General features: G+C 68.6%; 15 protein-coding genes. 12 read left to right on the forward strand and 3 right to left on the reverse strand.

What is annotated here, in order from left to right:
• Positions 1-171 precede the first annotated feature (171 nt).
• Positions 172-2382, reverse strand: coding sequence for a (Fe-S)-binding protein (locus ACFWW9_RS40975; RefSeq protein ID WP_390388174.1), 2211 nt, complete (start codon positions 2380-2382; stop codon positions 172-174).
• Between the two features lie 299 nt (positions 2383-2681).
• Here ACFWW9_RS40975 and ACFWW9_RS40980 point away from each other — a divergent pair, with 299 nt between their 5' ends.
• The 9 genes from ACFWW9_RS40980 to ACFWW9_RS41020 all read left to right on the forward strand — a co-directional run bounded on the left by ACFWW9_RS40980 (position 2682) and on the right by ACFWW9_RS41020 (position 12065).
• The gene (locus ACFWW9_RS40980) at positions 2682-3281 is read left to right on the forward strand and encodes a TetR/AcrR family transcriptional regulator (RefSeq protein WP_390388176.1); all 600 of its coding nucleotides are present in this window, start codon (positions 2682-2684) and stop codon (positions 3279-3281) included.
• On the forward strand, positions 3282-3866 hold the full coding sequence (locus ACFWW9_RS40985) for a hypothetical protein (protein ID WP_390388141.1): 585 nt from the start codon (positions 3282-3284) through the stop codon (positions 3864-3866).
• A 109-nt stretch (positions 3867-3975) separates the two neighbouring features.
• Entirely contained in the window at positions 3976-4815 is an 840-nt protein-coding gene (locus ACFWW9_RS40990; protein ID WP_390388143.1) for a DUF4097 domain-containing protein, read from the forward strand.
• A gap of 233 nt (positions 4816-5048) precedes the next feature.
• Entirely contained in the window at positions 5049-7178 is a 2130-nt protein-coding gene (locus ACFWW9_RS40995) for a substrate-binding domain-containing protein (RefSeq protein ID WP_390388146.1), read from the forward strand.
• A gap of 185 nt (positions 7179-7363) precedes the next feature.
• Entirely contained in the window at positions 7364-9226 is a 1863-nt protein-coding gene (gene dnaK / locus ACFWW9_RS41000) for a molecular chaperone DnaK (protein WP_390388148.1), read from the forward strand.
• On the forward strand, positions 9223-9840 hold the full coding sequence (gene grpE / locus ACFWW9_RS41005) for a nucleotide exchange factor GrpE (RefSeq protein WP_390388151.1): 618 nt from the start codon (positions 9223-9225) through the stop codon (positions 9838-9840). The genes dnaK and grpE overlap by 4 nt, the downstream gene beginning before the upstream one ends.
• A gap of 28 nt (positions 9841-9868) precedes the next feature.
• Positions 9869-11059 (forward strand): molecular chaperone DnaJ, encoded by a 1191-nt coding sequence (dnaJ, locus tag ACFWW9_RS41010; protein WP_390388153.1) that lies wholly within the window; start codon positions 9869-9871, stop codon positions 11057-11059.
• The gene (locus ACFWW9_RS41015) at positions 11056-11493 is read left to right on the forward strand and encodes a heat shock protein transcriptional repressor HspR (protein WP_390388156.1); all 438 of its coding nucleotides are present in this window, start codon (positions 11056-11058) and stop codon (positions 11491-11493) included. The genes dnaJ and ACFWW9_RS41015 overlap by 4 nt, the downstream gene beginning before the upstream one ends.
• The gene (locus tag ACFWW9_RS41020) at positions 11490-12065 is read left to right on the forward strand and encodes a nucleotidyltransferase domain-containing protein (RefSeq protein WP_390388159.1); all 576 of its coding nucleotides are present in this window, start codon (positions 11490-11492) and stop codon (positions 12063-12065) included. The genes ACFWW9_RS41015 and ACFWW9_RS41020 overlap by 4 nt, the downstream gene beginning before the upstream one ends.
• 488 nt (positions 12066-12553) lie before the next feature.
• Here ACFWW9_RS41020 and ACFWW9_RS41025 read toward each other — a convergent pair whose 3' ends face one another.
• Positions 12554-13657 carry an FAD-binding oxidoreductase gene (locus ACFWW9_RS41025; protein ID WP_390388162.1) on the reverse strand — a complete coding sequence of 368 codons (1104 nt, stop codon included), beginning with the start codon at positions 13655-13657 and terminating at the stop codon, positions 12554-12556.
• 455 nt (positions 13658-14112) lie between these two features.
• Between ACFWW9_RS41025 and ACFWW9_RS41030 the strand changes: the two genes are divergently transcribed.
• Complete coding sequence (locus tag ACFWW9_RS41030; RefSeq protein ID WP_390388164.1) at positions 14113-14574, forward strand: MarR family winged helix-turn-helix transcriptional regulator; 462 nt, start codon at positions 14113-14115, stop codon at positions 14572-14574.
• Positions 14571-16202, forward strand: a complete 1632-nt coding sequence (locus ACFWW9_RS41035; protein ID WP_390388166.1) for an MDR family MFS transporter — start codon at positions 14571-14573, stop codon at positions 16200-16202. The genes ACFWW9_RS41030 and ACFWW9_RS41035 overlap by 4 nt, the downstream gene beginning before the upstream one ends.
• A gap of 58 nt (positions 16203-16260) precedes the next feature.
• On the opposite strand, the gene ACFWW9_RS41040 is transcribed toward ACFWW9_RS41035, so the two are convergent.
• Positions 16261-16641 carry a VOC family protein gene (locus ACFWW9_RS41040; protein ID WP_390388169.1) on the reverse strand — a complete coding sequence of 127 codons (381 nt, stop codon included), beginning with the start codon at positions 16639-16641 and terminating at the stop codon, positions 16261-16263.
• A 139-nt stretch (positions 16642-16780) separates the two neighbouring features.
• Between ACFWW9_RS41040 and clpB the strand changes: the two genes are divergently transcribed.
• Positions 16781-19363 (forward strand): ATP-dependent chaperone ClpB, encoded by a 2583-nt coding sequence (clpB, locus tag ACFWW9_RS41045; RefSeq protein WP_390388172.1) that lies wholly within the window; start codon positions 16781-16783, stop codon positions 19361-19363.
• Positions 19364-19506: the final 143 nt, after the last annotated feature.

Below are 19506 nucleotides of genomic sequence, written 5' to 3' on the forward strand. Positions count from 1 at the left end.
CAGTACCGGAACTGGCTGATCGGGTACCCACCCTGTAGTGGCGGGTTCGTTTCCCGTAACCCGATCCACGACTAAGGCCCTGGTCAACTTACCTGGGCCTTCGTCGTGTTCCAGCGTGAAACGTGGGGCGCCCCCGGTCCGGAAGGGACCGGGGGCGCTGTCAGCAGTGGGTCAGGGGGTCGGGGCCTCTTGGGGCTTTTCGAGGCCGCGGCGGACTGAGGTGAGGAGTAGTTGGGCTACGTCTACCACCTCTACGTGGGCGCCTGCGGTGCCCTCGTTTTGGCGGGCCGTGAGGCCGTCGGTGAGCATCACGCGGCAGAACGGGCAGCCGGTGGCGATCTTGGATGGGGCCGTGCCTAGGGCCTCGTCTACGCGTTCGACGTTGATGCGCTTGCCGATGCGTTCTTCCATCCACATGCGGGCGCCGCCTGCGCCGCAGCACATTGAACGGTCGCCGTGCCTGGGCATTTCGCGCAAGGTGGTGCCGGAAGCGCCTAGTAGTTCGCGGGGGGCGTCGTAGACCTTGTTGTGCCGCCCGAGGTAGCACGGGTCGTGGTAGGTGATGTCCTCGGTGACCTCGGCTACCGGGACGAGTTTGCGTTCGCGGACCAGTTTGTTGAGCAGTTGGGTGTGGTGGACTACCTCGTACTGGCCGCCTACCTGCGGGTATTCGTTGGCCAGGGTGTTGAAGCAGTGGGCGCAGGTGACGACGATCTTGCGCTTTCCCGGTTCGCGGCCCTCGAAGACCGTGTTGAGGACCTCGACGTTCTGCTGGGCCAGCATTTGGAACAGGAACTCGTTGCCCGCGCGCCTTGCCGGGTCGCCGGTGCAGGTTTCCTCGGGGCCCAGGACGGTGTAGTCGACGCCCGCTGTGTGGAGCAGTTCGGCTACGGCGCGAGTGGTCTTCTTCGCGCGGTCCTCGAAGGCTCCTGCGCAGCCGACCCAGAACAGGTATTCGGCCTCGCCCAGTTCACCGTCGAAGACGGGGACCTCGAAGTCCAGGCCCTCGGTCCACGCCAAGCGGTCCTTGGCGTTCTGGCCCCACGGGTTGCCCTTGTTCTCCAGGTTCTTGAACATCCCACCCAGCTCCGACGGGAAGTTCGACTCGATCAGGACCTGGTAGCGCCGCATGTCGACGATGTGGTCGACGTGCTCGATGTCGACGGGGCACTGCTCGACGCACGCGCCGCAGCTGGTGCACGACCACAGCATGTCCGGGTCGATGACGCCCAGCTCGTCCGGGCCGCCGATCAGCGGGCGCTCGGCCTCCGCCAAGGCCAGGACGTTGATGGACTCCAGGCGCTTCTGGTACTCGTCGCCCGCCAAGCCGATCTCGTCGCCCGCCATGTCCTTGCGGCCGCCCGCCAACAGGTACGGGGCCTTGGCGTTGGCGTGGTCGCGGAGCTGGGTGATCAGGAGTTTGGGGGACAGCGGCTTGCCGGTGTTCCACGCGGGGCACTGGGACTGGCAGCGGCCGCACTCGGTGCAGGTGCTGAAGTCCAGCAGGCCCTTCCAGGTGAAGTCCTCGACCTTGCCGACGCCGAACACGTCCTTGTCGGGGTCGGCTTCCTCCAGGTCGAGGACCTTGCCGCCGCTCATCATCGGGCGCAGCGCGCCCAGCGCCACGGCGCCGTCGTCCTCGCGCTTGAAGTAGATGTTGAAGAACGCGCTGAAGCGGTGCCAGGCCACGCCCATCGTGAGGCTGCGGCCGACGACGATCAGCCAGATCATGCCGGACAGCAGCTTCGTGACGGCCATGATCGAGACCCAGTCCGGCGACGCGGGCAGCAGGTGGCTCAGCGGCTCGGTCACGAAGCTGGACCACAGGGGCAGCTCCTCGATCCCGCTGGCCTGCTTGAACGCCTTCACGCCGAGGATGCCGAGACCCTCGATGATCACCACGGCCTCGACGAAGTACGCGGCCTTGAAGTTGGAGCCCGCGAAGCGGGACACGCGGTCCGCGCGCCGGGGGTGGTTGAGCTGGCGGATGATCACCAGCGCCACGCCGCCGACGACCGTGCCGAGGCCCAGCAGTTCCACCAGCAGCGCCCAGATCGGCCACGCGCCGAAGACCGGCCAGTGGAACGAGGGGTAGAACACCTCGCCGTACGCCTCGAACAGCACCGCCGAGCCGATCAGGAAGCCCCACATCACCATCCAGTGCCACGGGGCGACGCTGCGCACCTTGGCCATGCGGGTGTGGGCGACGAACTCGACGATCAACGTGCGCAAGCGCGGCCCGAACGGGCCGGTGCGGGTCGGGTCGGGCTGGCCGAGCCGAATGATCCGCACCATCCGGACCGCTCCGGACGCGAACACCGCCCAGGCGACGACGCTCACGGCCACGCCGACGATGCCGAGGACCAGTTGCAGGGCTCCCATGTGGTGGCGGCCTTTCTCCAGAAGCACGTGGCTTGGGAGATTACGCCTCATTACTCGCCGGTAACCACTTGGGCGTGGCCGGGGTCGCAGAAGTGTATCGATCAACACCCGGCGAAACGGGACACCCGTTCCACCTGTTCGGCCCGGCGGACGGGGCAAGCTGTCACAAACGTGCCTGGTCCGCCCGGCTTGCCCCCGTCCGACCGGTTCGCCCACCACCATCAACGGGACGCCGACTATGGTCGTCGGCCTCAAGTCGGCCGCCGCCGGCGTGACACGATCGAGTCGAGGAGCGCGTCCTGAGCGAGCAGGTGGACGGCAGACGGGCCAGGGGCGAACGCCGCAGGCAGGCCATCCTGGAGGCGACCCTCCGGGTGATCGAGCGCGACGGCGTTGCCGGGGTGAGCCACCGGTCGGTGGCGCGCGAAGCCGGTGTCCCCACCACCTCCACCACCTACTACTTCGCCTCGCTCGACGACCTCCTCATCGCGACCCTCACGTGGTCCGCCGACCTGCTCGCCAGGGACTCCGCCGACCTGGCGGTCTGGATGATCGAGTCCCCCAACTCCGGCGTCGAGGAGCTGACCCGGCGGATCGTCGACCTGGTCGGCGTGCACCGCGGTCGCACGATGGCCGAGTACGAGCTGTACCTGCTCGCCGCCCGACGGCCGGAGCTGCGGCCCGCGGCGCGGCGGTGGATAGACCTCATCGTCGAGGCGATGCGGCCGTACTTCCCCGACGCGGTCGCGGTCCGGGCCGTTCTCGCCGCCGTCGACGGGCTGCTGATCCAGGGCTTGATCGCCGACGAGCCACCCAGCGTGGCCGACCTGGAACCGGTTGTGTCTTACCTGGTATCCGGGACATCGCCCGCAACGCCCCCCGCGCGGGACAATGGGTGAATGAGGTTCGCCGGTCGTGAGTCGTGGCAGGTCGGGCACGGGACCAACCAGGCGGTGAACACCGCCCTGTTCCTGCGCGACACGCTCGCGCTCTCGGTCGACACCGTGCCGGAGCTGCCGGGCCTCGACCCGTCCGTGCCGGTGTTCGTGCCGCGCGGCGTCGACCGCGCGGGCGTCACGGACGAGTGGCTCGGGTGGTGGGCGGACGTGCTGGACCACGCCCGCGCCGAGACCCCCGTGGACGCCCGGTCGATCCCCACCAACGAGGACTCGACGTCCTTGCTCACGCGTCCGGCGCTGCGAGCCGCGGTCAGGGCCCTTCGGGAGTCCGCAGCGGCCTGGCAGACGGGTCGCGGCCAGAGCCCCCGACCGGGGGCTCTGCCCATCGGTGAGGTCGTGCGCGGCGTCGAGGTCAGGCTCGGCAGGCAGGTGAAGCCGTTCCGGCTGGTCATCACGGACGTGCCCGTCCAGGGCCTGGTGTGGGAGCGGATGACGCCGACCCACGTGATCGCCTCGCAGCGCTTCCTGTCCGACCCCGCGCGGTGCGCTCCGGCGTTGCGCGCGGTCGTCGAGGACCTCGCGTGAAGCGGTAGGGATAGCCCCCGTATGGAGTCGGGGGTCCACCCTCGTGTGCGTCGGGGGCTCGGCCCCTAGCGTTCACGTCATGGGCGGACAGGTCTTCAAGGGGGCAGTGGTGGGGAAGCGAACCGCGTTGTTGGCCGTCGCGGCGGTGGTCACGACGATGAGCCTTTCGTCCTGCGTCAGGCTGGCCCAGGAGAGCTCGTCCGACGACTACACGGTCAACGACCAGATCACCTCGGTGCAGATCGACAACGACGGCGGCGACGTCAAGATCCGCGCCGTCGAGGGCGCGTCCGCGACCACGATCAAGCGGACCCTGCGCTACGGCAAGGCGTCCAACAAGCCGAGCGGTCCGACGCACCAGGTCGACGGCTCCGCGCTGGTGCTCAAGGGCTGCGGCAACGGCTGCGAGGCGTACTACGAGGTGGCCGTCCCGTCGAAGGAGACCACGGTCAAGGGCGACGTCGGCTCGGGTGACCTGGAGGTGCAGGACCTCGCGTCCGTCGACGTGACCCTCGGCTCGGGCAACGCGACGCTGAAGGGCATCGCGGGCGCGGTGCGGGTCGAGAACGGCTCAGGCGACGTCAACGGCAGCGACCTCAAGGGCGGCATCACCGCCAAGGTCAGCTCCGGCAACCTCAGCGTCACCGGCGTGACCGGCGAGGTGACCGCGGTGAACTCCTCCGGCAACATCCGGGCCGAGAAGGTCGACGGCGACGTGTCCGCCGAGGCCAGTTCCGGCAACGTCGTCGTGGAGCTGGCCAAGGCCCACAACGTGAAGGCCAACGCCGGCAGCGGCGACGTCACCGTGACGGTCCCGAACGGCGCCTACCGGGTCGTCGTCGACGCGGGCAGCGGCGACAAGAAGATCGACGTGAAGAACGACCCGTCGGCCCAGTACGAGCTGAACCTGTCCGCGAGCAGCGGTGACGTGGCGCTTCGCGCCGCCTGACCTCCGTTCGGCCGAAGCGGGCGCCCCTTCGCGGGGCGCCCGCTTCGGCCATTCGGGTGCACCGAGGTCACGACCTGGTGCGGGACTGGTCCGGCCGGGCGGATGTGCCGATCATGGGAGTAGCCGCCGAAGGTGAGTAACGGTCGAGGGGCCGTCGCGATCTGGTGAACAAGGGGACGTTCCACCTCGCACTTCGGGCTCGTCCTGACCATTGAGCGAGAGGTTTGCCCCAGATGCTGAACCCCGACGGCCCTCCCGCGGAGGCGTTCGCCTACCGGTTGGTCAAGCTGCGGGACGAGATCGGGCTCACCACCGCGCAGCTCGCGGCGATGACCGACTACTCCGAGGCGGACCTGGCGGAGGCCACCAGCGGTCGGGAGCTGCCGAGCTGGGAGTTGACCGCCGCCTACATCAGCGCGTGCGGCGACAACCCCGAGCAGTGGCGGCCGTGGTGGGACCACGCGCGCAAGTCGGCCGTGCCGGTGGTCCCGGTTCCGCCGCCCGCCGCGACCGGTCTGCGGTTCAGCACCGGGCCGGGGGTGCGCTGGGGCGTGGCGATCGGGCTGGTCGTGCTGGTGGTGCTCGGGATCGTGCTGTGGCCCAAGGCCAAGTCCCCGGCGTCCGTGCCGCCCGTGGCCACGGCGTTGTCCGCGTGTTCGAACGCCGCGGCGACGGTGACCGTGGCGGCGTCCGTGGACAAGTCGAAGCAGCTCGCCGAGCTGGCGAGCAGCTACGGCCCGCACGAGTCCGGCGGCCAGTGCGTGAAGATCGACGTGACGTCGGTCGACTCCGGCACGGCGATGGCCGCGCTGGCCCGCGGCTGGACCGAGAAGGACGGCCGCAAGCCCGACGTGTGGTCGCCCGCCGCGTCGGTGTGGCTGCCGCTGGCCAAGCAGCGGGCCACGCCGGAGACGCAGGCGCTGTTCCCCGACGAGGCGGGCCAGTCGATCACCACCAGCCCGTCCACCATCGCGATGCCCGAGCCGATGGCACGCGCGCTCGGCTGGCCCGAGGCGAAGGTCGGCTGGGAGGACCTGGCCACGTGGTCGGGCGACCCGCACTTCTGGGCGAGCAAGGGCCACCCCGAGTGGGGCGCGTTCAAGCTCGGCAAGACCAACCCGAACTTCTCCACCTCCGGCATCAACGCCACCCTCGGCGCGCTGTTCTCCACCATCGGCAGCATCCGCGAGCTGCGGCCGGACGACGTGGACAAGGACGCCGTGGCGCAGCGGATGAAGGCGATCGAGCACTCCGTCGTGCACTACGGCAAGACGACCCTGACGTTCCTGGCGAACCTGCGGCAGGCCGAGACCGAGGCCGCCGGCGCGGAGGCGTACATCTCGGCCGTGACCATGGAGGAGAACTCCGTGGTGGCCTACAACGCCGGGTACACCTGCGGGTCCTACAGCGACGACGAGGGCTGCTCGAAGACCGATCCGCCGAAGACGAAGCTCGTCGCGATCTACCCCAAGGAAGGCGTGCTGTTCTCCGACCACCCGTTCATCGAGCTGAACGGGCTCGACGGGCCGCGCAAGGCCGTGGCGGACGACTTCCTGACCTACCTGCGCTCCGACACCGTGCAGAAGGAGTTCGCCAAGTACGGGTTCCGCGACTTCGAGCAGCGGCCGATCGACCCGGACGGCCCCAACTACGGGTGGCTGCCGAAGGCCGAGATCAAGTCGCTCGGCACGCCCACCGGCGAGGTCGTGGCGCGGCTGCTCGCGAGCTGGGCGAAGCTGCGCAAGCCGACCAACGTGCTGGTGTGCATCGACTCCTCGCTGTCGATGGAGGAGAAGGTGCCCGGTACGGGGGCCACGAAGCTGGCGCTGGTGAAGCCCGCCATCCGGCAGCTCGCCGACGGGTTCACCGACTCCGACCGGGTCGGGCTGTGGAAGTTCTCCTCCGGCATCGGCGACGGCGGCACGGACTTCATCCCGCTGGTCCCGATCGGGCCGATGGACGGCACCCGGCGGGCGGACCTCGCGGCGAACATCGACGGGCTCACCGCGGACGGCGCGACCGGGCTCTACGACACGATCGACGCGGCCGTCGACTCCGTGCGCGCGACCTACGACCCGAACTCGATCAACGCGGTCGTGCTGCTCACCGACGGCGTGAACGACAAGGCGCGCGGGATCCAGGCGCCCGCCGAGCTGGTCGCCGCGATCAAGGGCAAGGACGCGTCCGGCGACAAGCCGGTGCGGGTGTTCACCATCGCCTACGGCAGCGAGCTGGACGCCAACAACAAGGCGGGCGCGGAGGCGTTGGCGACGATCTCGAAGGGGACCGGGGCGAAGAAGTACGACGCCAAGGACCCGACGACCATCACGAACGTGATCATCGACGTGCTGTCGAACTTCTAGCCTGTGTCCGACCCCTCTGGGGGCGCGTGGCCCGGATCACTCCGATCCGGGAACAACACCGGTGGGCCGTCCGTTGGACAGGCAAGAAGGTTGAGCCCGTTGGACTCAAGTCCGATGGACCTGGCAAACTTGAGCCGGTACCGCTCAACGCGATACCCACCAGCACGTACTACCAGGAGGAATTCATGGCGCGAGCAGTCGGCATCGACCTGGGGACGACCAACTCCGTCGTCGCGGTCCTGGAGGGCGGCGAGCCGACGGTGATCGCCAACTCCGAGGGCTCCCGCACCACCCCGTCCATCGTGGCCTTCGCCAAGAACGGCGAGGTCCTCGTGGGCCAGCCCGCCAAGAACCAGGCGGTGACCAACGTCGACCGCACCATCCGCTCGGTGAAGCGCCACGTCGGCACCGACTGGAAGACCGACGCGATCGACGGCAAGGCGTACACGTCGCAGGAGATCTCCGCGCGTGTCCTGATGAAGCTGAAGCGCGACGCCGAGGCGTACCTGGGCGAGGAGATCACGGACGCCGTGATCACCGTGCCCGCGTACTTCGAGGACGCCCAGCGCCAGGCCACCAAGGAAGCCGGCCAGATCGCCGGTCTCAACGTCCTGCGCATCGTCAACGAGCCCACCTCCGCCGCCTTGGCCTACGGCCTGGACAAGGGCGAGAAGGAGCAGACGATCCTCGTCTTCGACCTCGGCGGCGGCACGTTCGACGTGTCCCTGCTCGAGCTCGGTGACGGCGTCGTCGAGGTCAAGGCGACCTCCGGTGACAACCACCTCGGCGGCGACGACTGGGACCAGCGCGTCGTCGACTGGCTGGTCGAGCGCTTCAAGGCCGCGAACGGCATCGACCTGACCCGCGACAAGATGGCGCTCCAGCGGATCCGCGAGGCCGCGGAGAAGGCGAAGATCGAGCTGTCCAGCTCGAACAACGCCAGCATCAACCTGCCGTACATCACGGTCGACTCGGACAAGAACCCGCTGTTCCTGGACGAGACGCTGTCCCGCGCCGAGTTCCAGCGCATCACGAACGACCTGCTGGAGCGCACCCGCGCGCCGTTCAACAACGTGATCAAGGACGCGGGCGTCTCCGTCGGCGACATCGACCACGTCGTGCTCGTGGGTGGTTCCACCCGCATGCCGTCCGTGGCCGAGCTGGTCAAGGAGCTGACCGGTGGCCGCGAGCCCAACAAGGGCGTGAACCCGGACGAGGTCGTCGCCGTCGGCGCCGCTCTCCAGGCCGGTGTCCTCAAGGGTGAGGTCAAGGACGTCCTGCTGCTCGACGTGACCCCGCTGTCCCTGGGCATCGAGACCAAGGGCGGCGTGATGACCAAGCTCATCGAGCGCAACACGACCATCCCGACCAAGCGGTCCGAGATCTTCACGACGGCGGACGACAACCAGCCGTCGGTGCAGATCCAGGTGTTCCAGGGCGAGCGCGACTTCGCCTCGGACAACAAGAAGCTCGGCATGTTCGAGCTGACCGGCCTGCCCCCGGCCCCCCGCGGCCTGCCGCAGATCGAGGTCACGTTCGACATCGACGCGAACGGCATCGTCCACGTCGGCGCCAAGGACCTGGGCACCGGCAAGGAGCAGAAGATGACGATCACCGGCGGCTCCGCGCTGCCGAAGGACGACATCGAGCGCATGGTCAAGGACGCCGAGGCCCACGCGGAGGAGGACAAGCGCCGCCGCGACGAGGCCGAGGTCCGCAACCAGGCGGAGACCCTCGTCTACCAGACCGAGAAGGTCGTCAAGGAGAACGAGGACAAGCTCCCGGACGAGGTCAAGGAGAAGGTCAAGGCCGCCGTGGCCGAGACCAACGAGGCCCTCAAGGGCGCCGACATCGCCGCCGTCCGCGCGGCCGTGGAGAAGCTCGCCACGGAGTCGCAGGCCATCGGCACCGCCCTGTACTCCAACACGGGCGCTTCGGCTCCCGGCGCTGAAGGCGCCGAGGGCGCTCCCGGTGCGGCGGGCGCGGGCGCCAAGGGCGCCGACGACGTCGTGGACGCCGAGATCGTCGACGAGGACGAGAAGAAGTGACCCACCCACACGACGAGCAGGCCGACCCGGTGGCGGGTGACCGCCACCGGGCCGAGCCCGACATCGACCAGGCGCTCGAAGCCGAGATCGTCGACGTGGAGTTCGAAGGCGGCAAGCACGCGGCGCCCGAGATCGTCTTCGACGAGGACCCGGCCGCCGAGTTCAAGGCCCAGCTCGACGAGCGCACGGCCGACCTCCAGCGGCTGACCGCGGAGTACGCCAACTACCGCAAGCGCGTGGAGCGCGACCGCGAAGCCGTGGTCGCCAACGCGAAGGCGCAGGTGGCGGGCGAACTCCTGGCCGTGCTGGACGACGTCGAGAGGGCCGCCGCGCACGGCGACCTGACCGGCGCGTTCAAGGCCGTCGCGGACAAGCTCGTCGGCGCGCTCCAGCACACGGGGCTCGAGTCGTTCGGCCACGACGGCGAACCGTTCGACCCGTCGGTGCACGAAGCGGTCCAGCACGGCACGTCCCCGGACGTGGCGGGCCCGACCGTGAGCGCCGTCCTGCGGCGCGGCTACCGCTTCGGCGACCGCGTCCTGCGGCCCGCGCTCGTGGCGGTCACCGACTTCGAGGCGAGTGACGTGTCCGTGCCTGACCAGGCAGCGGACTAGGTACCAGAGGAAAGGAGGAGACGTCCGGATGAGTGCTAGGGACTGGATCGAAAAGGACTTCTACCGCGAGCTGGGCGTCTCCTCCGACGCCTCGGCGGACGAGATCAAGAAGGCGTACCGGAAGCTGGCTCGGGAGATGCACCCCGACGCCAACCCCGGCGACGCCAAGGCCGAGGCGCGGTTCAAGGCCGTGTCCGAGGCGAACGGCATCCTGTCGGACCCGGCGAAGCGCAAGCAGTACGACGAGGCCCGCAGGCTGTACGGCGGTGGCGGCGGCTTCGGTGGCGGTGGCTTCGGCTCCGGCGGCGCCCGGTTCGACGTGAACGACCTGTTCAACCGCGCCGGTGGCGCGGGCGGCGCCCAGCAGCCCGGCGCCGGAGGTCTCGGCGACCTGCTCGGCGGCCTCTTCAACCGCCGCGGCGGCACGGCCTCCTCGGCGACCCGGCCGCGGCGCGGCGAGGACGTCGAGACCGACGTCCGCATCGACTTCACCGAGGCGGTCAAGGGCGCGACGGTGCCGATGCGCCTGTCGAGCCCGGCCGCCTGCGGCACGTGCGGCGGCTCCGGCGCGAAGCCCGGCACCACCCCGCACACCTGCGTGAACTGCGGTGGCGCCGGCCTGGTGACCCGCAGCCAGGGCGCGTTCGCGTTCAGCGAGCCGTGCCCCGACTGCCGCGGGACCGGCCGCGTCATCGACGACCCGTGCCCCGAGTGCGGCGGCGACGGCGTGAGCACCAAGACCCGAACGCTGACCATCAGGATCCCCGCGGGGGTCGACGACGGCCAGCGCATCCGCCTCGCCGGACAGGGGGAGCCGGGTCGCAACGGCGGCCCCACCGGTGACCTGTTCGTGAGGGTCCACGTGAATCCGCACCCGCTCTTCGGCCGCTCCGGCAACGACCTCACGCTCAACGTGCCGGTGTCGTTCGCCGAACTGGCGCTCGGCACGACGTTGACGGTGCCGACGCTCGAGGGCAAGGTGACCTTGAAGGTGCCCGCGGGCACCGCCAGCGGCCGCATCCTCCGGGCCAAGGGCAAGGGCATCGAGAAGCGCGACGGCAAGACCGGCGACCTGCTCATCACGCTCCAGGTGGCCGTGCCCAACAACATGGACGCCAAGGCCAAGGAAGCCCTCGAGGCTTACGCCGAGGCCACCGCGCAGCACGACCCGCGAGCGGAGCTGAACGCACTGCTCGAGAGCAAGGGGAGGTCGACATGAGCACACCGGGGTTCCCCTTCCCGCCCGGCACCGACGAGGACACCCCGTTCTTCGTGATCTCGGTGGCGGCGCAGCTCTCCGGCCTGCACGCCCAGACCCTCCGCAGCTACGACCGCCTGGGCCTGGTGTCGCCCGGCCGCACGTCCGGCGGCGGCAGGCGGTACTCGATGCGCGACATCGTGCTGCTGCGCGAAGTCCAACGCCTGTCCCAGGAGGACGGCGTGAACCTGGCGGGCATCAAGCGCATCATCGACCTGGAGAACCAGGTCGACGCGCTGCGCGGCAGGCTCGCCGAGGTCACCCAGGAACTCGCGAACGCCCTCGCCGCGGCCGACCACGCCGCCGCGTCCGTGCACAAGACCTACCGCCGCGACCTCGTGCCGCTGCGCCACGAGACCGCGCTCGTCGTCTGGAAACCCCAGCCGCGCAAGTGACCTGGGATCCCGCGACCCCCGCCGAGGTGTCCCGGCTGTTCGCCGGGACCCCGTGGCTGCTGGCAGGCGGGTACGCGGTGGAGTTGGCGGTGGGAAGGGCTTTCCGCCCGCACGCCGACATCGACGTGCTGCTGCTTCGGCGTGACCAGGTGGCCGTTCAACGCGCGTTGGTCGGGTGGGAGTGGTGGGCCGCCGACCCGCCGGGGGTGTTGCGGCCGTGGCTGGCGGACGAGCTGCTCCCGTTGGGAGTGCACGACATCTGGTGCAGGCCCGCCGCGGACGCCCCGTGGCGGATCCAGGTGATGCTCGACGAGTCGGACGGCCAGGACTGGGTGTCCCGCCGAAACCCCGCCCTCCGCAGACCCGTGGAGTCGTTGCGGCACACCGGCCCGGACGACATCCCGTACCTGGCGCCGGAGGTGCAGCTGTTCTACAAGGCGGCGACCCCACGACCCAAGGACCAGGAAGACTTCGACCACCTGCTGCCGGTGTTGACCCCCGGCCAACGCACGTGGCTCCACGCGGCCATCACGGACACCTACGGCGACCACCCGTGGACTGATCGGCTCTAGCGGCCCCTGGGGAATCGTGAAAATGTTTCACCCGGACCCATTGTGGACGCGCTCTCACAACCGCTCGGCGACCACTCCGAGTAACGGTCGATCTTGAGTGAAGCTCGGTTTCCGGTCGGGGATCCCCCCGAATTCCACTCTACCGACGAGGTCCGACAATTCTGGGGGCCCAAGTCGAGGAAACCGCGCTGACCAGCGGAGACGTATTTTCGCAAATCGCCGTGAATCGAAATTGTCGGTGCGGCTTGGTAGCGTTGAAATCAGGGGTCCCCCTGGTCGGGGGACGTCTATTCGACACCGCTGATTCTCGATTGGGGCGGGGGAAACCGTGGCCCGGAAATCGAGGTTCCGCTATTTTCGTCAAGTCGTTTCGGTCGGCTCGTCGAGCGAGCCGACCGCGTCGTGGCGCGGCCGTTCGTGGCCCCAGTGCCGTCGCCACGCACGCGCCGGTTGCGGGCAGGCAGCCGGCGCGTCGAACTGGACCTCGTCTAGTCCAGGGTGAACGGGTCGTACTTGATGCGGTCCAGCGGTGTGCCCGCGACCAGCATCCTGGAGACCGTGGAGCGGATCATGGCGGGGGAGCCGCACACGAGCACGTCTCGGTCTTCCCAGGCGCCGTAGCGGGTGACGACGTCGGCGAGGGTTCCTTGCTCGACGCCTCGGGCGCCGGGGTCGGACTCCAGGACCGGGACGACGGTCAGCCACGGGTTGGTCATGGCGATGCGCTGGAGGTTGTCCAGGTCGTACAGGTCCTCGCGGGTCCTGCCGCCGACGAACAGGTGGACCCTGGGGTTCTCGCCCCACTGGGACATCTCGTCGACGATCGCGTGCATCGGCGCCACGCCGGTGCCGCCCGCGACCATCAGCACGTCCTGCTTGGACGTCCGGTCGACGCCGAGCCTGCCCATGGGCGGGCCGAGGCGCCAGACGTCGCCTGGCTGCGTGTGGCCGACGACGGAGCGGCTGACCCAGCCGCCTTCGACGGACCGCACGTGGAACTCGATGGAGCCGTCCTCGCGCGGGGCGTTGGCGGGTGAGAAGTACCGCCACAGCCTGCCGCGCTGCGGTGTCTCGACGCTGAGGTACTGGCCCGCCCGGTAGGGCAGCGGGTGGTCGGGCTGGAGCCTGACCACGGCCAGGTCCCAGCTCACGCGCTGGTGCTCCAGCACGGTGGCGCGCCAGAACGCCGGTCCGTCGTCGGCCGCCGCCGCTTCCTGCATGGACCTGGCCATGATCGTGTACGCCTCGGCCCACGCCATCTCGACCGCTGGGGTCCAGGCGGTGCCCGCGTACTTCTTCACGGCGGCCAGCAGCGCGGTGCCGACGGCTTCGTAGTGGATCGTCACGACACCGAACTTGCGGTGGTCACGACCCAACTGGCGGAGGAACGGGATGAGGTCGTCCGGGCGGTCCACCATCTGCACCGTGTGCACGAGGGCGCGCAGCAGGCGGCTGCGCTGCACCTCCATGTTGGCGGGGAACATCTCGCGGGTGGAGGGCGAGAGGCTGAAGAGCATGCCGTAGAAGAACTTGGCGACTTCTTCGGCGCGCGGCTCCACCACCGCGAAGCTCTCCCGGATCATGCGCACCATCGCGGTGACGCCGGGGGGTGGTTCGCGGTGTGGCGGAGTAGGGATGGGACTTAGTACGGCGTTCGCTGTCATGATCCGGGCGCAGTCTCCACGTTCTTAGAGGCGCCAGCAAGGCGCACCGTCCACGTCAAGCATCCAACCCCGACGCGACGACATTAACCCTTCATCTGGCTGGTTGACTCCTTGATGCCACCTTCGAGTGCAGCTTGGTTACATAGCGTCGCACGGATACCGGCCAAGAGGGGCACTTTCCCCTTCGTGTGTACCTTGATCGCCCCTTGTTTGATACGCGAAGACGTGCGTCGCGCCGCGTAGTCACCCAGGGCCTCCTCGGCTCCAGCCTCCTGAGACCCGGATTCCTCCTGTCGGGTGGTCCTCCACGTCACAGTCAGAACAGTTGTATTGGGCAACTATCCAGGCATATAGTTGTCATTGACAACTAACGAGGTGATGGGATGGGCCCGACCAGGGAGAGCTGCATCGACGTCCTGCGTCAGCTCCACGCGATGTTCCAGCTCAAGCACGTGATGACCGCGAAGGTGTGGGACGAGCGCGATCTGAACCCGGCCGCCGTGACGCTGCTCGCCGAGTTGGCGCGCCGCGGCGAGGCCCGCGTGTCCGAGCTGGCGCAGTTCCACCTGGTCGACACGTCCGTCGTGAGCAGGCAGGTCGCGCAGCTGGAGAAGGCGGGCCTGGTCGAACGCCGGGCCTGCCAGAACGACGGCCGCGCGCAGCTCATCTCCGCCACGCCGCACGGGCTGGAGATGCTCGACGGCTGGCGGCAGGCCCAGATCACCCTCGTCCAGGAGGCGCTCGCCGACTGGTCCGAAGAAGACGTCCGCGCGTTCGTACGCCAGTTCGGCTTGTTCACCGACGACCTGCGCGCTCACCTGCTGGTCCCGGAGGCCATTCGATGACAGACGCAACACCCATGACCCACCGCAAGATCCTGGAGGCCCTGTCCGGGATCCTGCTGGCGCTGCTGGTCGCGATCCTCAGCTCGACGATCGTGGCCAACGCGCTGCCGACGATCCTCGCGGATCTCAAGGGCAACCAGACCCAGTACACCTGGGTCATCACCTCGACGCTCCTCGCGTCCACGGCCACCACCCCGATCTGGGGCAAGCTGGCCGACCTGTTCAGCAAGAAGCTGCTGTTCCAGATCGCCATCACCATCTTCACGATCGGCTCCGTGCTCTCCGGGTTCGCCCAGAACATGGAGCAGCTGATCGGCTTCCGCGTCGTCCAGGGCCTCGGCATGGGCGGGGTGCAGGCGCTCGCGCAGGTCATCATCGGCGCGATGGTCAGCCCCCGTGAACGCGGCCGCTACAGCGGCTACACCGGCGCGGTCATGGCCGCGGCGACGGTCGGCGGCCCGCTCGTCGGCGGGTTCATCGTCGACACGCCGGGGCTCGGCTGGCGCTGGACGTTCTTCATCACCGTGCCGCTCGCGGTGATCGCCCTCGGCGTGCTCGCCAAGACGCTGAAGCTGCCCACGGTCAAGAAGGACGTGAAGATCGACTACCTGGGCGCGTTCCTGATCACCGGCGGCGTCAGCCTGGTGCTGCTGTGGGTGTCGTTCGCGGGCAAGGACTTCGGCTGGATCTCGCTGGAGACCCTCGCCTACCTCGGCGGGGCCGCGGTCGTGCTCGCCACCGCGTACTTCGTGGAGCGCCGCGCCAGCTCGCCGGTCGTGCCGCTGCGGCTGTTCAAGCACCGCACGCTGGCGCTGGCCGTGCTCGGCAGCGTCGCCGTCGGCACCTCGATGTTCGGCGCCTCGGTGTTCCTCGGCCAGTACTTCCAGCTCTCCCGCGGGTTCTCGCCGACGAAGGCCGGTCTGCTCACGCTGCCGCTGGTGGCGGGTCTGACGATCGCGTCGACCATCTCCGGCCAGCTGATCTCGAAGTACGGCAAGTGGAAGAACTTCCTGGTCTCCGGCGCGGTCATCCTCGTCGCCGGGCTCGGGCTGCTGTCCACGATCGACCACCAGACCAACCTGGTGCTGATGGGCGGCTACATGGCCCTGACCGGCATCGGGCTCGGCCTGACCATGCAGAACCTGGTGCTCGCCGTGCAGAACGACGTGGCGATGGCCGACCTCGGCGCCGCCAGTTCCACGGTCACGTTCTTCCGCTCGCTCGGCGGCACGGCCGGTGTCGCGGTGCTCGGCTCGGTGCTCGCCAGCCAGGTGAGCACGAAGATCGCCGCGGGTCTGCCGCCCGGCACGCCCGCGGGCACCGGTGGCGGCACGCTCGACCTGGCGCACCTGCCCGGCCCGATCCAGGCGCTGGTGCGCGGGGCCTACGGCGACGCCATGGCGACCCTGTTCCTGATCGCGGCCATCGCCGCCGTCGTCACGGTCGTCGCGGTGGTGTTGATCAAGGAGGTGCCGCTGCGGACCTCGATGGACATCCCCCAACCGGTGGTTGGCTCACCGACGGGTGAGGCACCTGTCCACCTCCCTGTGGATGCCGACCTGCGGAATGTGGATAACTCCACCCCTGATGTGGACAACTCGCTACTACATGTGGGTGACCGGAGGTAGGTAGGGCCCAGATATGCCCTCCGCTGCGTGATCAACGCGGCGGAGGGCATTGTCGTGCTCAGGGCTTGGCGGCCTTCTCGGCCGCGCTCCGCTCGACGCAGAACTCGTTGCCCTCGGGATCGGCCAGCACGACCCAGCCGCGGCCGTCGGGCCTGCGCTGGTCGTCCACGAGCGTCGCGCCGATGCCGAGCAGCCGCTCGACCTCCTCGTCGCGCGTGGTGTCCGGCTGGAGGTCGAGGTGCACGCGGTTGCGGGTGGACTTCTTGTCGGGGACGGTCACGAACAGCAGGAGCGGGCCGCTCGGGGGCAGGAGGGATGCCTCGGGGTCGCCGGGGAAGTCGTCGTCGGCCAGCGGGTAGCCGGTCACCTTGGACCAGAACACCGCCAACTCGTACGGGTCGAGGCTGCTGAAGGTGATGTGCTGGGGTTTCGCGCTCATCGGCCGATCCTCTCCGAGGTCGTGGCCCAGGCCACAGCGATTTTTCAAGTTGAGCGGAACGGACTCAACTTTGCTGACGTTGTGCATGATGGAAGCGCGTGCGGAAAGCTGGCGCGCACATCTGGCGATGGGGTGAGGAATGGACGCTTTCAACCCGACCACGAAGACCCAGCAGGCGGTCTCGGCCGCGGTGCAGACCGCGACGATCGCGGGGAACCCGGACGTGGGCTCCGTGCACCTGCTCGGCGCGCTGCTGGCTCAGGGGGACGGGCTGACCGCGCCGCTGCTGGCCGCGGTGGGTGCGGATCCGGCGGTCGTGCACAAGGACCTGGAGCAGCTGTCGCGCGCGCTGCCGACGGCGAGCGGGGCCTCGATGTCCGCGCCGCAGTTCTCGCGCGACGCCGCTCGGGTGCTGGCCAAGGCGCAGGAGCTGGCGACCGAGATGGGGGACGAGTACGTCTCCACCGAGCACCTGCTCGTCGGGCTCGCCCAGTACGGCGGGACGGTCGCCGACCTGCTGCGGCGGCACGGTGCCACGCCGGAGGCGTTGCGCGAGGCGTTCACGAAGGTGCGGGGGTCCGCTCGGGTGACCAGTCCGGATCCCGAGGGCACCTACAAGGCGTTGGAGAAGTTCGGCGTCGACCTGACCGAGCGGGCTCGCAAGGGCGAGCTGGACCCGGTGATCGGGCGCGACTCGGAGATCCGGCGGGTCGTGCAGGTGTTGTCGCGGCGGACGAAGAACAACCCGGTGCTGATCGGTGAGCCCGGCGTCGGCAAGACGGCGATCGTCGAAGGCTTGGCCCAGCGGGTCGTTGCCGGTGACGTGCCGGAGTCGTTGCGGGGTAAGCGGGTCGTGGCCCTGGACCTGGGGTCCATGGTGGCCGGGGCGAAGTACCGCGGGGAGTTCGAGGAACGGTTGAAGGCCGTCCTGAAGGAGATCACCGACTCCGCGGGGCAGGTCATCACGTTCATCGACGAGCTGCACACGATCGTCGGGGCCGGTGCGACCGGTGAGAGCGCGATGGACGCCGGGAACATGATCAAGCCGATGCTCGCCCGTGGTGAGCTGCGGATGGTCGGTGCGACGACGTTGGACGAGTACCGGAAGTACGTGGAGAAGGATCCGGCGCTGGAGCGCCGTTTTCAGCAGGTGCTGGTCGGGGAGCCGAGCGTGGAGGACACGGTCGGGATCCTGCGCGGGTTGAAGGAGCGGTACGAGGTCCATCACGGTGTTCGGATCACGGACACCGCGCTGGTGGCCGCCGCGACGTTGTCGGATCGGTACATCACGTCGCGGTTCTTGCCGGACAAGGCGATCGACCTGGTGGACGAGGCCGCGTCGCGGTTGAGGATGGAGATCGACTCGCGGCCGGTGGAGGTCGATGAGGTCGAGAGGGCTGTGCGTCGGCTGGAGATCGAGGAGATGGCTCTGTCGAAGGAGTCGGATCTGGCGTCCAAGGAGAGGTTGACGGCTCTTCGGGCCGAGTTGGCGGAGAAGCGGGAGAGCCTCGCCGGGTTGACGGCTCGGTGGCAGAACGAGAAGGGGTCGATCGACAAGGTTCGGGACCTCAAGGAGCAGTTGGAGCAGTTGCGCGGGGAGTCCGAGAGGGCCGAGCGCGATGGGGATCTCGGGCGGGCCGCCGAGTTGCGGTACGGGCGGATCCCGGCGTTGGAGAAGGACCTGGAGGCGGCTACGAAGTCGACTGAGCAGGCCTCGGCGATGCTGAAGGAGGAAGTCGGGCCGGATGACGTCGCGGATGTCGTGAGCGCGTGGACCGGGATTCCTGCTGGGCGGTTGTTGGAGGGGGAGACGTCGAAGCTGCTGCGCATGGAGGAGGAGCTGACCCGGAGGGTTGTGGGTCAGGTCGAGGCCGTGCGGGTGGTGTCGGACGCGGTTCGGCGGACTCGGGCTGGGGTTGCGGATCCGGATCGGCCTACGGGGTCGTTCTTGTTCCTCGGGCCTACTGGGGTTGGTAAGACCGAGTTGGCGAAGGCGTTGGCGGAGTTCTTGTTCGATGACGAGCGGGCGATGATTCGCATCGACATGAGTGAGTACTCCGAGAAGCATTCGGTGGCTCGGTTGGTGGGGGCGCCTCCTGGGTACGTGGGGTACGACCAGGGTGGGCAGTTGACGGAGTCCGTGCGTCGGCGGCCTTATTCGGTGGTGTTGCTGGATGAGGTGGAGAAGGCTCATCCGGATGTGTTCGATGTGTTGTTGCAGGTGTTGGATGATGGGCGGTTGACTGACGGGCAAGGGCGGACGGTTGATTTTCGGAACACCATTTTGGTGTTGACGTCCAATCTTGGGTCGCATGCGATTGCCGATGCCAATTTGGATGCTCGGCAGCGGGATGACGCTGTGATGGGTGTGGTGCGGCGGCACTTCAAGCCGGAGTTCTTGAACCGGTTGGATGATGTGGTGGTGTTCCAGGCGTTGGCCACTGAGGAGTTGACGTCCATCGTGGACATCCAGGTGCGGCGGTTGGCTGATCGGTTGGGGCAGCGTCGGTTGACGTTGGAGGTTACGGCTTCTGCTCGGGACTGGTTGGCGTTGAACGGGTTTGATCCTGTGTACGGGGCTCGGCCTTTGCGGCGGTTGATCCAGACGTCGGTTGGGGATCAGTTGGCCAAGGAGTTGCTTGCTGGAGAGGTGCGGGATGGGGATACCGTGCGGGTGGATGTTTTGGATGACAACTCTGGGTTGATCGTGGGGCGGTCGTAGGGTTGGGCTGGTCGGGGGTTGGTGGTCAACCCCCGATTGCGCCGATTATCCCACCCCTTTTCGCTTTGTCAAGGCTGGAAATTAGCCGTTTAAAATCGATAGGTGGTGGGGGGGGTAAATCAATAGGGGGGCGGCCGGGGTGG

Source organism: Umezawaea sp. NPDC059074 (assembly GCF_042738955.1).
Taxonomy (GTDB): Bacteria; Actinomycetota; Actinomycetes; order Mycobacteriales; family Pseudonocardiaceae; genus Umezawaea.